This window comes from Devosia chinhatensis (assembly GCF_000969445.1).
Lineage (GTDB): Bacteria > Pseudomonadota > Alphaproteobacteria > Rhizobiales > Devosiaceae > Devosia > Devosia chinhatensis.
The window spans coordinates 149,712-162,589 of sequence record NZ_JZEY01000054.1; the positions used below are offsets into that span (position 1 = coordinate 149,712).

10 protein-coding genes are annotated in these 12,878 nt (G+C 63.8%); 6 read left to right on the plus strand and 4 right to left on the minus strand.

What is annotated here, in order from left to right; genetic code table 11:
* Nucleotides 1-123: 123 nt before the first annotated feature.
* Nucleotides 124-1,644 (minus strand): aldehyde dehydrogenase, encoded by a 1,521-nt coding sequence (gene adh / locus VE26_RS00905; RefSeq protein WP_046103370.1) that lies wholly within the window; start codon nt 1,642-1,644, stop codon nt 124-126.
* Nucleotides 1,645-1,850: 206 nt separating this feature from the next.
* Here adh and VE26_RS00910 point away from each other — a divergent pair, with 206 nt between their 5' ends.
* The 4 genes from VE26_RS00910 (at nt 1,851) to VE26_RS16920 (ending at nt 7,047) form a co-directional block, all read left to right on the plus strand.
* Nucleotides 1,851-3,683 (plus strand): sigma-54-dependent Fis family transcriptional regulator, encoded by a 1,833-nt coding sequence (locus VE26_RS00910; RefSeq protein WP_152658663.1) that lies wholly within the window; start codon nt 1,851-1,853, stop codon nt 3,681-3,683.
* Between the two features lie 184 nt (nt 3,684-3,867).
* Nucleotides 3,868-5,292 carry a circularly permuted type 2 ATP-grasp protein gene (locus tag VE26_RS00915; protein ID WP_046103372.1) on the plus strand — a complete coding sequence of 475 codons (1,425 nt, stop codon included), beginning with the start codon at nt 3,868-3,870 and terminating at the stop codon, nt 5,290-5,292.
* 2 nt (nt 5,293-5,294) lie between these two features.
* Nucleotides 5,295-6,239, plus strand: a complete 945-nt coding sequence (locus tag VE26_RS00920; RefSeq protein WP_046103373.1) for an alpha-E domain-containing protein — start codon at nt 5,295-5,297, stop codon at nt 6,237-6,239.
* A 1-nt stretch (nt 6,240) separates the two neighbouring features.
* A complete protein-coding gene (locus tag VE26_RS16920; RefSeq protein WP_052715576.1) occupies nt 6,241-7,047 on the plus strand; it encodes a transglutaminase family protein in 807 nt (268 codons plus the stop codon).
* 40 nt (nt 7,048-7,087) lie between these two features.
* Here VE26_RS16920 and VE26_RS00930 read toward each other — a convergent pair whose 3' ends face one another.
* Complete coding sequence (locus VE26_RS00930) at nt 7,088-8,059, minus strand: AEC family transporter (protein WP_084619822.1); 972 nt, start codon at nt 8,057-8,059, stop codon at nt 7,088-7,090.
* Between the two features lie 86 nt (nt 8,060-8,145).
* Here VE26_RS00930 and glpD point away from each other — a divergent pair, with 86 nt between their 5' ends.
* A complete protein-coding gene (glpD, locus tag VE26_RS00935) occupies nt 8,146-9,666 on the plus strand; it encodes a glycerol-3-phosphate dehydrogenase (RefSeq protein ID WP_152658664.1) in 1,521 nt (506 codons plus the stop codon).
* A gap of 57 nt (nt 9,667-9,723) precedes the next feature.
* On the plus strand, nt 9,724-11,220 hold the full coding sequence (glpK, locus tag VE26_RS00940; protein WP_046103376.1) for a glycerol kinase GlpK: 1,497 nt from the start codon (nt 9,724-9,726) through the stop codon (nt 11,218-11,220).
* Nucleotides 11,221-11,227: 7 nt separating this feature from the next.
* Here the strand turns inward: glpK and VE26_RS00945 are convergent, their stop codons facing one another.
* Both VE26_RS00945 and pdxH read right to left on the minus strand, forming a co-directional pair.
* Complete coding sequence (locus VE26_RS00945; protein ID WP_046103377.1) at nt 11,228-12,052, minus strand: DUF1499 domain-containing protein; 825 nt, start codon at nt 12,050-12,052, stop codon at nt 11,228-11,230.
* 125 nt (nt 12,053-12,177) lie between these two features.
* Nucleotides 12,178-12,810 (minus strand): pyridoxamine 5'-phosphate oxidase, encoded by a 633-nt coding sequence (pdxH, locus tag VE26_RS00950; RefSeq protein ID WP_046103378.1) that lies wholly within the window; start codon nt 12,808-12,810, stop codon nt 12,178-12,180.
* Between the last annotated feature and the right edge of the window lie 68 nt (nt 12,811-12,878).

Consider the following 12,878-nt stretch of genomic DNA (forward strand, 5'->3'; position numbering starts at 1 on the left):
GCAGGAAAAGGATCGATCCGGCGGCCGGTGGCCGGGGAGAGTGGGGGTTGATGGCACGCCGCCCGCCGGAACGATATCGCGCCCCCGGGATGGACCCGGGAGCCGCTTCTGGCGAGGACGAGGTCAGAAGAAACCGAGTTTCTTGGGGCTGTAGCTGACCAGCATGTTCTTGGTCTGCTGGTAATGATCGAGCATCATCCTGTGGTTCTCCCGGCCGATGCCGGATTGCTTGTAGCCACCGAAGGCCGCATGGGCCGGGTAGGCGTGGTAGCAATTGGTCCAGACACGGCCGGCCTGGATGCCACGGCCGAAGCGATAGGCGCGATTGCCATTGCGGGTCCAGACGCCGGCGCCCAGGCCATAGAGCGTGTCATTGGCGATGGCGAGGGCCTCGTCCTCGTCCTTGAAGGTGGTGACCGACACCACCGGCCCAAAGATTTCCTCCTGGAAGATGCGCATCTTGTTGTGGCCGGCAAAGACCGTCGGCTTAACGTAATAGCCGCCTGCCAGATCGCCCTCGAACGTGTTGCGCTCGCCCCCGGTCAGGACCTTGGCGCCCTCCTGCTTGCCGATGTCGAGATAGGAGAGGATCTTTTCGAGCTGTTCGGAGGAGGCCTGTGCCCCGATCATGGTCGATGGATCGAGCGGGGAGCCCTGCTTGATGGCCTCGACGCGCTTGATGGCCCGTTCCATGAAACGGTCATAGACCGATTCCTGAACCAGGGCGCGGCTGGGACAGGTGCAGACCTCGCCCTGGTTGAGGGCGAACATGGTGAAGCCTTCGAGCGCCTTGTCGAAGAAGTCGTCGTCTTCGTCGAGCACGTCCTTGAAGAAGATGTTCGGCGACTTTCCGCCCAGTTCCAGCGTTACCGGGATCAGGTTCTGGCTGGCATATTGCATGATCAGCCGGCCTGTCGTGGTCTCGCCGGTAAAGGCGATCTTGGCGATGCGGTTGGAGCTGGCCAGAGGCTTGCCGGCCTCGAGCCCGAAGCCGTTGACGATATTGACCACGCCGGGCGGGATCAGGTCTTCGATCAATTCCATAAGCAGCAGGATCGAGGCCGGGGTCTGCTCGGCGGGCTTGAGCACCACGGCATTGCCGGCGGCGAGCGCCGGAGCAAGCTTCCAGGTTGCCATCAGGATGGGGAAATTCCACGGGATGATCTGACCCACGACGCCCAGGGGCTCATGGAAATGATAGGCGATCGTATCGTGGTCGATCTCGGAAATACCCCCTTCCTGCGCCCGGATGGCGCCGGCAAAGTAGCGGAAGTGGTCGATGGCGAGCGGAATGTCGGCCGCCGTGGTCTCGCGGATCGGCTTGCCGTTATCCCAGGTTTCGGCGAGCGCGATCAGATCGAGATTGTCCTCGATGCGGTCGGCAATCTTGTTGAGCATGTGGGCGCGCTCGGCCGGTGAGGTCCGGCCCCAGGCCGGTGCCGCCTTGTGAGCGGCATCAAGGGCTTTCTCAATATCGGCGGCCTTGCCGCGCGCGATCTGGCAGATGACCTGACCGGTGACCGGAGAGGTATTGTCGAAGGTTTCGCCATCGCTGGCATCGACCCATTGTCCACCGATGTAATTGCCATACTTGGCTTTGAACGGAGACTTGGCGCGCTGGCCCAAAAATTCCGGCTTGTTCAAGACTTCCTCCCTTGGTGCTTGACTGCACAGCACAGGAGCAAGAGCCGTGCCGGTCTGGCCAAGGCCTTGAAAGCAAAAGGCAAATCTTCGTGAAGCGGGTTTTGCTTTACAGAACGCAATACGGCGCGCAACACTTTGCCACACCCGATGACGATGGCGGGCGCAACATCTGTTGCAAACTGCCACGATCGGGCGGGAGGATGAGAATGAACCTGTCGTCTGACCTGGCGCTGGCCAAGGCTCGCGCAAAATTCTTCTCGGGGCACAGTTTGCCCGACGGGCTGGTGCCGGCGCCGATCCTGCGCAGCTGGCAACGATGCGCCGAACAGGGGCTGGATGCCGGCGACAGCGTCACCGCCGAGCCGATGACCGCGGGCGAGCTGCGTCAGATCCAGCAGCAGAACGAAGCGCTGCGGCTGATCAGCCGGCCCGAACTGGTGACGCTGCGGGCCGAAGCGAAAAACACCGACAGCGTGGTCATCCTCACGGATGCGCAGGGTATCGTGCTCGACGTGGTGGGCAGCGCCGAATTTGCCGGCGAGGCGGCGCGGGTGGCGCTGCAACCGGGCGTGGTCTGGGCGGAAAAGTCCACGGGCACCAATGCGATCGGCACAGCCATGGCCGAACGGCGGGCCATTGCCGTGCATGGGGGCGAACACTTCTTCGAGCCCCATGGTATCCTCCATTGCGCTGCCTCGCCCATCTTCGATCCTTTCGGAAAGCTGGCAGGCGTTCTCGACATGTCGGGTCATGCCAATGCCGAGCACACACATGCGCTGGGCCTGGTCCGGCTGGCGGTCGAACAGATCGAGCACCGGTTTTTTGCGCGCGGTTTCGAAGACCGCACCGTCGTGCGCTTTCATCGCCATGCCGAACTGCTGGGGACCTCGCGGGAGGGCGTGCTGGTCTTCGACGGCGACAATCTGGTCGCCGGCAATCGGCGGGCCCTGAGCCTTCTGGGCATGGACCGCATCGCGTTCCGCAAGACGCGGCGGCAGGACCTGTTCGAGCGTCTCGATCCCGTGCTGCGAGGGCGGGGCGGAGATGTCTTTACCGCCGCCATCAGCCGGCCCGAGGAGCGGGCCGAAGGTCGCCTTCATTCCGTGCGGCTCGTGGGGGAGGACCAGAGCCTGTTCCTCACCGACGACGTGCGGACGCAGTGCGACAAGGCGGTGCGGCTGATCAATGCGGAGATCCCGGTTCTGGTGACCGGCCAGACCGGCTCGGGCAAAGAGGTCTTTGCTCGCCACCTGGCCGGGCTGTCCCAGCGGCAGGGCAAGCCCTTCGTGGCGGTCAATTGCGCTGCGCTGCCGGAAAGCCTGATTGAGGCCGAATTGTTCGGCTATGAGCCGGGCGCCTTTACCGGCGCCCGCAAGGGCGGGGCCAAGGGGCTGGTGCAACAGGCCGAGGGCGGCATTCTGTTTCTCGACGAAATCGGCGACATGCCGCTCCTGCTGCAATCTCGGCTTTTGCGGGTCCTGCAGGACAAGCAGGTCTCGCCGCTGGGCGGCGGCGCGGCGCGCCGGGCAGATTTCGTGGCCATCTGCGCCACCAATCGTGACCTCAAGGCCATGGTCGAGGCCGGCACGTTCAGGGCCGATCTCTATTTCCGCATCGCCCCCTTCACCATCGGCCTGCCCTCGGTCGCCGACCTGCCGGACAAACGGGCGGTGCTGGAGACGCTCTGGCAGCCTTTCTCCACCGCTCACGGCCCCTTGGGCGAAGCGGTGATGGAACGACTTGCGGCCTATGACTGGCCCGGCAATTTGCGCGAGATGGCCAATGCGCTGGCGGCCATGGCGGCCCTGGCCGGACCCGGGCAGAAGGTGAGCCTCGCCGACCTGCCCAGCCATATCCAGCCGGTCCGGTTTCCGCCGCCGAGGCCAATGGCGGACGGTGCGCTGGGCACAATCACCGAAGAGGCGATGCGCCAGGCCGTCGAGCGCAATCGCGGCAATCTGTCGGCCGCGGCAAGGGAGCTGTGCGTTGATCGATCAACGCTCTATCGGCGGCTGGTCTGGGCGGGAAAGGCGCACTAAGGGGCTTGCCCTCTGATGGCAAACGAAATCAGGCGCGCGCATGAGAGCATCTTAACCGCCGCCCGCGCAAGGCAGGGCTGCACGAAAAAGCGGCAAGAGCCGGATTTGAGCGTCTGGACGTCGGCTGTCAAACGTGTAGCAATGGACGGGCGATGGGACAGCCGTAACGTATTCGCGGAGCAGAATGGGCGAGCAGACGCCGTTTGACGAAATGTATAACCCGGACGGATCCGTCCGCGAGCCTTACCGGGCGCTGAGCGAATGGCTGGGTGAACAGCCCGACAAGGCCCTGGCGCTCATGCAGGCCGACGCCGAGGCGATCTTCCGCAAGCTCGGCATCACCTTCGCCGTCTACGGCTCGGAAGAGGGGACCGAAAAGGTCATCCCCTTCGACGTCATTCCACGCATCATCGCCGCCAATGAATGGCGCCGCCTGTCCAAGGGCATCGAGCAGCGCGTCAAGGCACTCAACGCCTTCCTGCACGACATCTATCACCGCCAGGAAATCCTCAAGGCCGGGCGCGTCCCCGAAAAGTTGATCCTCAATAACGAGGCCTTCTGCCCGCAGATGATGGGCCTCGACCCCGCGCGCGGCGTCTATGCCCATATTATCGGGGTCGACATCGTGCGGGTCGGGCCGGACGAATTCTATGTGCTCGAGGACAATCTGCGCACCCCTTCGGGCGTCTCCTATATGCTCGAAGACCGAGAGGCGATGATGATGCTCGCCCCGGACCTGTTCCAGAAATCCAAGGTCGCCCCGGTCGAGACCTATCCCGAAAACCTGCGGCGGACGCTCGAAAGCGTGGCGCCCGCCAATTTCAAGGGCAATACCCCCAATATCGCGGTGCTGACGCCGGGCATCTTCAACTCGGCCTATTTCGAGCATTCGTTCCTCGCCGACCAGATGGGCGCGCAACTCTGCGAGGGCAATGACCTGTTCGTCGATGGCGGCAAGGTCTATATGCGGACCACGACCGGGCCGGAGCGCGTCGACGTGATCTACCGCCGGATCGACGACGATTATCTCGATCCGCTGACCTTCCGTCCGGATTCCATGCTGGGCGTGCCGGGCCTGTTCGACGCCTATCGCGCCGGCAACGTGACCCTGGTCAATGCGCCCGGCACCGGCATTGCCGACGACAAGGCGGTCTATACATACGTTCCAGAGATCATCGAATTCTACCTGGGCGAAAAGGCGCTCCTGCAGAACGTGCCGACCTATAATTGCACCGACGAGAACCAGCGCGCCTGGGTGCTCGAAAACATAGCTGACCTCGTGGTCAAGGAAGTGCACGGCTCGGGCGGCTACGGCATGATGGTGGGGCCGACCTCGAGCAAGGCCATGCATGCCGAATTCCGCAAGAAGATCGAGGCGCGGCCCGACAATTACATCGTCCAGCCCACGCTCAACCTCTCGACCTGCCCCACCCATATCAATGGCGACGTGGCCCCGCGCCACGTGGACCTGCGCCCCTATGTGCTGGTGGGCGACGAGGTGCGGATCACCCCTGGCGGGCTGACCCGGGTGGCGCTGAAGAAGGGTTCGCTGGTGGTGAATTCCTCCCAGGGCGGCGGCACGAAAGATACGTGGGTGCTGGAAGATTGAGAATGCTCGGACGCACCGCAGCCAACCTGTTCTGGCTCAGCCGTTATGTGGAGCGGGCCGAGAACATGGCCCGCCTGCTCGAAGTGGGCTATCGCATGAGCCTGACCAGCCGTCGCGAGGGTGGGGCCAGCGAGCACCTGGTCTCCATGATGCAGGCCGCCGAGGTCGACGAAGCCTTTGCGCTCAAGCACGACGTGGCCGATGTCGACACCGTCGCGCGCTACATGATGTTCGACCCCGACAATCCCAGCTCGGTCTATTCATGCCTGCAGGCGGCGCGCACCAATGCCCGCGCCGTGCGCACGGCGATCACCACCGACATGTGGGAAAGCATGAACGGGGCGTGGCTGGAATTTTCCCAGATCAAACCGCGCGACGTGCGGGGCGCAAAGCTTTTGGGCCTGCTGCAATGGGTCAAGCAGCGCAGCCACGAATTCCGCGGCGCCCTGCTCGGCACGATCCTGCGCGACGATGGCTTTGCCTTTCTCCAGGCCGGCAATTTCGTGGAGCGGGCGGACAATACCGCGCGCATCCTCGACATGAAATATTACGTGCTGTTGCCGCGCTCGAGCCTCGTGGGCGGGGAAATCGACATCCAGCAATGGACGCTGATCCTGCGGGCCGCCTCGGCGCACCGAGCGTACCGGCATGTCTATCATGACCGCTACAAGGCCCATAACATCGCCGATTTTCTCATCATGCGGCAGGAAATGCCCCGCTCCCTGGTCTATTGCGCCAATTTCGTGCAGCAGAACCTGGACAATCTGGCCAAGCTCTACGGGCGCAAGGAATGCTGCCACGAGGCGGCGGAGAGCCTGTTGTCCATGGTGGAGGGGACGGACATGGAAACCATCTTCAGCAATGGCCTGCACGAATTTCTCACCGAATTCGTCGCCCGCAACAACAGGGTGACGGACGCGCTATCGGAAAGCTACAATTTCTACTGACATGCGCATCGAGATAGACCACTCGCTGAAACTTTCCCTGCCGTATCAACCGGCCCAGGCTCTTTTTCACCTGCTGCTGACGCCCGGCTCCGGCCCCACGCAGAACGTGGAGGACTGGAGCGTGGAGGTCGAGGGGGTCGACAATGCCGGCCGCTTTGCCGACGCCTTCGGCAACCTTGTGCACCTGGTCAACCAGTCCCGGCCCGAGGGCGAGATCGCGATTCGCGCTCATGGCGTCGTCACCACCACCGATACCAATGGCGTGCTGGGCAAGCCGGCGGGCGAGCCGGTGCCGACGCTTTATCGCCGCGTTACCGCACTGACCCGGGCGCCGGTAACGCTCTATGGCAAGTTCCGCACTGGCAAGGACACGCGGCTCGACATCCTGCATGGCTTGATGGCCCGGGTGGGGGAAACCTTGGGCTTGCCCGAGCCAGCCGAAGACGGCGTGCAATCGCAGATGAGCGCCGACGGCGCGCAGGTGCAGCGCCAGGGCGAGGCGGTCGACTTGCCGCCGCCACCCGACTATGCGCACCTTTTCATCGGCGGGGCCCGGGCGCTCGATATTCCGGCGCGCTTTGTCACCGGCTATCTGGCACCCAGCGCGGAGCGTCAGGGCGGGCTGCATGCCTGGGCCGAGGCCTATGACGACAGGCTCGGCTGGATCGGCTTCGATCCGCGCCTGCAGATCTGCCCGACCGAGCATTATGTGCGCCTGGCCGTCGGCCTCGACGCTGAAACGGCCGTACCGCTGCGCACCTCCCCGGTCGGCGACATGGTGCAAGAGGCGCAGGTGACTCTCGGCTAAAGTCCTGGGCCTCAAAGGCCCGGCCTGACAGTGTTCAGGACTAAAGGCTCAAGATCAGCAGCCAGCCCGAAATGGTCAGCGCCGACAGGATGGTAGCGATGAGGATGGTGTTGGCCGCCACGCTGACGCCGCGCTCGTAATAGGTGGCAAAGACATAGATATTGACCCCCGCCGGCATGGCCGAGAGCAGGATACCGTAGCGGGCGATCTCCATGGGCACGTGCAGCACCCAGATCATCAGCACATAGGCGATGGCCGGATGCACGATGAGCTTGATCAGCGAGGCGACCAGGGCCTGCTTCCAGTTTTCGCTGAGCTTGAACTCGTTGAGCGCCCCGCCGATCCCGAACAGGGCGGCGGGCACGACGGCCTGGCTCATCATCACGAAGAATGCCTCGGCGGGCTCGACCAGCTGCAGGTTGACCAGCGATCCCAATATGCCCGCGGCAATGCCCCAGATCAGGGGATTGGAGACCACGCGGCGCACGGCGACGACCAGCGTCCGGCCCAGGGATTTTCCATCCCGGCGGATCAGCTCCATGGTGACCATGCCCAGGGTGAGCAGGATCGCGCCATGCAGGCCGATGATCGAGAGCGTGACCGGCAGGGCGCCCTCGCCGTAGGCGCGGCTCATGATCGGCAGGCCGACGAGAACGGTATTGGTGAAGGTGCCTGAAAACCCCACCGAGACGCTTTCGCCCGGCCGGTTGTCGAAGACCTTGCGGGCGATGAAGATGCCGAGAAAGAAGCAGGCGGCCGCGCCGATATAGAAGGGCCCGATAATGCCCAGGTTGAAGGCCGACCGGAAATCGCTGGTGCTGATGGAATAAAACAGCAGGCACGGCGTGGCGAAATTGTTGACGAAGGCGATCAGGGCCTTGATCCCCTCGGCCGGAAACATCCGCAAACGTACGGCGCCATAGCCGAACGCCATAAGTGCGAAGATCGGTGCGATGACGGCAAGAATATCGAGCATTGGCCGGAAAACCTTGGCCCTGGAAGGGGTAGCCATGCCCTACGCCCCTCATCCGGCCGGGTCAATGGCAGTCTTGTATGGTAGTGTAGAGCGAAAATATTGACGTTACAAAACGAAACCAAATGCGTTACAAACGAAACATGACGGATCGAGGCGACGACATGCTGGATATTTTCGTGATCGGTGGCGGCATCAATGGCGCGAGCGTGGCGCGCGATGCCGTGGGCCGGGGCTATTCGGTAGGCCTTGCGGAAATGAACGACCTGGCGTCCGGCACGAGCTCGGCGGCCACCAAGCTGATCCATGGCGGTCTGCGTTATCTCGAGCATTACGAATTTCGCCTGGTGCATGAGGCGCTGGCCGAGCGCGAAGTGCTCTGGGCTGCGGCACCCCACATCATCTGGCCATTGCGTTTCGTGCTGCCGCATCACAAGGGACTGCGGCCCGCCGCCATCCTGCGCGCCGGTCTGGCCATGTACGACTACATGGGCGGGCGGCGCCTCTTGCCCCCCACCAAGACGCTCGACCTGACCAAGGACGAGGCCGGCCGGCCGCTCAAGCCCGGCTACAAGCTTGCCTTCGAATATTCCGATTGCTGGGTCGACGACGCCCGCTTCGTTGTCCTCAATACGCGTGACGCGGCGGATCGGGGCGCCCAGGTCCACGTGCGCACCAAGGTCACCTCGGCCCGGCGGGAGGAGGGCGGCTGGACCATCGATCTCGATGGCGAGGATGGCCGGCAGACCCTGCGCGCGCGCATGCTGATCAATGCGGGCGGTCCCTGGGTCGACGAGGTGATCAATGGCGTCATGGGCAAGAATGGCGCGCATAATGTGCGGCTGGTCCAGGGCAGCCATATCGTCGTGAAGAAGCTCTATGAGCATGACCGATGCTATTTCTTCCAGAACAGCGACGGGCGCATCTTCTTCGCCATCCCCTATGAGACCGACTTCACCCTGATCGGCACCACTGACCGCGATTATCACGGCGATCCCCGGAACGTGCAGATCACCGAGGAGGAAACCGATTATCTCCTCTCGGCGGCCAGCGAATATTTCGCCCAAGCGTTGACCCGCGACGAAATCGTCTGGACCTATTCGGGTGTGCGCCCGCTCTTTGACGACGGCGCCAGCGCCGCCCAGGAGGCAACGCGCGACTATGTCCTCAAGCTCGATGGCACCCCCGAGACGGGCGCCGTCATCAACGTGTTCGGGGGCAAGCTGACCACGTCGCGGCGCCTGGCCGAATCGGTGCTCGAGAAAATCGAAGAGGTGCTCGGCAAGAAAGGCGATGCCTGGACCAAGCAGGGCACCCTGCCGGGCGGTGATTTCGGCGTGAAGAGCTTCGAGGCCGAACTGCGCCGGCTCGGCATGGCCTATCCCGGGATGCCTGCCGGGCTTTTGCGCCGGCTGATGCGCCTCTACGGTACGCGGGCGCGGGCCATTCTGGGGGAGCGCGTGAGCGACGAGGACCTCGGCATCCATTTCGGCGCCGATCTTTACGCTGCCGAGGTCGATTATCTGGTTGCGCAGGAATGGGCGCGGACGGCACAAGATATTCTGTGGCGGCGCACAAAACTGGGCCTGCGCATCGGGGCTGAGGATGTGGCCCGGCTGGAGACCTATCTCGGTTCGCGGACCTAAGCCCGGCCAGACGACAAAATTGCAGATCGAGGAACCGCAGAGTTCCGGAGGAAACCAATGAGCAAATTCATTCTGGCCATCGATCAGGGCACGACGTCGAGCCGGGCCATTGTCTTTGATGCCGAACGCAGGATTGCGGGCGTCGGCCAGAAGGAATTTCCCCAGATCTTTCCCGAGGACGGCTGGGTCGAGCACGACCCGGAGGAAATCTGGGAGAGCGTCGTCTGGTCGGTGCAGACGGCGATCAAGGAGGCCAAAATCGCGGCCGGAAACATCGCGGCCATCGGCATCACCAACCAGCGCGAAACCGTATTGGTCTGGGATCGGGAAACCGGCAAGCCGATTCACAATGCCATTGTCTGGCAGGATCGGCGCACGGCGCCTCTCTGCGCCCGGCTCAAGAAGGACGGGCATGAAGCGCTGGTGAGCAAAAAAACCGGCCTGCTGCTCGATCCCTATTTCTCCGGCACCAAGGTCAAATGGCTGCTCGACAACGTCAAGGGCGCCCGCCAGCGCGCCGACAAGGGCGAACTCGCCTTCGGCACGGTCGACAGCTTCCTTATCTGGCGGCTGACCGGTGGCAGGATGCATGTCACCGACGCCACCAATGCGGGCCGCACGCTGCTCTTCGATATCGGCAAGAACAAGTGGGACGCCAAGCTGTGCGCGCTGCTCGACGTGCCCATGGACATCCTGCCCGAGGTCAAGGATTGCGCCGATGATTTCGGCGTCACCGACGCGGCTCTGTTCGGCGCCGAAATTCCCATTCTGGGTGTCGCCGGCGACCAGCATGCGGCCACGATCGGGCAGGCCTGCTTTGCGCCGGGCATGCTGAAATCCACCTATGGCACCGGCTGCTTTGCCCTGCTCAATACCGGCGCCGACATGGTGCGGTCGAAAAACCGCCTTCTTACCACTATCGCCTATCGGCTGGACGGCGAGACCATTTATGCGCTCGAGGGCTCGATCTTCATTGCCGGCGCGGCCGTGCAATGGATTCGGGACGGGCTGAAACTGGTCAAGAATGCCAGCGAAACCGGGCCCCTGGCGCAATCGGCCGACCCGACCCAGCATGTCTATATGGTGCCCGCCTTCGTTGGGCTGGGCGCGCCCTGGTGGGATGCCGATGCGCGCGGCGCCATCTATGGCCTCACCCGCAATTCGGGGCCTGCCGAGATTGCCCGCGCGGCGCTCGAAGCGGTCTGCTACCAGACGCGCGACCTTCTCGAAGCCATGCGCAAGGACTGGAAGGGCGGCGGCAAGGACACGGTGCTGCGGGTCGATGGCGGCATGGTGGCTTCCGACTGGACCATGCAGTTTCTCGCCGACGTGCTCGACGCGCCGGTCGATCGCCCGACAATCCTGGAAACCACCGCCCTGGGCGCGGCCTGGCTGGCGGGCATGAAGGCCGGCGTCTGGCCGGGAATGGACGAATTTGCGCGAAGCTGGGCCTGCGACCAGCGCTTCGAGCCGCAAATGGACGACAAGACCCGCAAGGCCAAGGTCAGAGGCTGGGACGAGGCGGTGCGCCGCACGCTGAGCGCGCCAAGCTAGCCGGGCCCTAGTCGCCGTTACCGGTCTCTACGTCCGGCACGGCGTCGTCGTCAGCCGGCGCGGCTGTGATTGTGGGATTATCCCGCATGAAGGCGGTCACCTCGGCGTCGAGCGCCACGAGGAAGCCGCTGATACGGGTGCCATTGCTGCCGAAGTCGAGCGGGGCGCCGATCGAAGCCGAGCGCATGTCCACCTGGCCGCCAGCGCCGGCCGGTCGGACCCGCAGCACCACTTCCTCCGGCCAGCCGGTCCAGGTGACGATGCGGGCATTGATCCGGCCTTCTGCGGTCACGTCAGCCGGTTCGCTGCGCAGGCGCATGTCCCAGTCATTGGCCTCGGCCAGGCGATTGACGAGGCCGAAGAGCTGAACGACGTCCAGGGGATAGGTGCGGGTTTCGGCATTGGGGAAAACGTTCTGCTGTTCGGCCGCCGTCGCGACGCGCGGCGCGGCCATGGCCGCAGTGTCCGGCTCGAACAGCAGGGGCAGCTCGCTGCGCGGGGCGGTGGCAATATCGGTTATCGCCGGATAGCGCAGGGCCAGCGCACCATACCAGCCAAAGGGCGCCAGGCAGAAAAGCCCCAGCACCAGCCCACCGATGGCCCGGCCCCAGCCCTGGTCGCCGCTGAACCACAGGCGCACAAGCGCGAGAAGCGCCAGAAGCACCGCGAGCGCTGCCACCGCAGCGGCAAAGACGATGAGCACCAGGAAGAGGCCACTGTCGATATAGCGCTCGCGATGCATCAGCACCGGCAGGACAAGGAGCGGCACCGCGATGCTGCCCAGTCGCCGGGCCCAGATGGCCGCCTTCGATGTTCTGATCTTGATCCGCAAGGACGCACTATTCCCGTTTGCGTGACCAATTTAAGCCAAAGGTCTTTGAATTGTTTGAACGCGCGATGATGACAACGCGGTCATCTCCACAAGGTTCGGACCGGTGTAAAACCTTCTGTATGCGATCAGGGATAAAGCCGTTGGCTTGACCAGGGGGTCTCGATATTCGGACGCGAGAACCGCACCCGGTCATGGAGGCGGAATTCGCCGTCTTTCCAGAATTCGATGCTGGTGGGCAGGATGCGAAAGCCCGACCAATGCGCGGGCCGCTGCATGTCGCCATCACCCACCATGGCGGTGAGCGTTGTTACCTCGTCCATCATCTGCTGCCGGCTGGGCAGGGGGCGCGACTGCCTCGAGGTGGCCGAGGCGATGCGGCTGCCGCGGGCGCGAGAAGCAAAATAGGCGTCGGCCTCTTCCGGCGTTACCTCTTCCACCGGCCCGCGCATGCGCACCTGGCGGCGCAGGCTCTTCCAGTGCATGACCATGGCCGCCTGGGGATTGGCGAGCAATTGGCGCCCCTTGGCGCTCTCGAAATTGGTGAAGAAGCAGAAGCCGCGCGCGTTGCGCCGATTGAGCAGCACCATGCGCACGTCGGGCAGGCCATCCGCATCGGCCGTCGCCAGCGCCATGGCGTGGGGATCGTTGGGCTCGCTTTCCTGGGCAAGGGCGAACCATTCCTCGAACACGGCGAAGGGATCGAGGTCGGTGCGGTCGCTATCATCGAAAAGGCGCTCGGTCAGGGTCTGCAGCATCATGAATTTCCCTCATTTTGCCCAGCCTCGAAACTGGACAAGCCCATGGGGCGTGGCCATATAGGACCCAG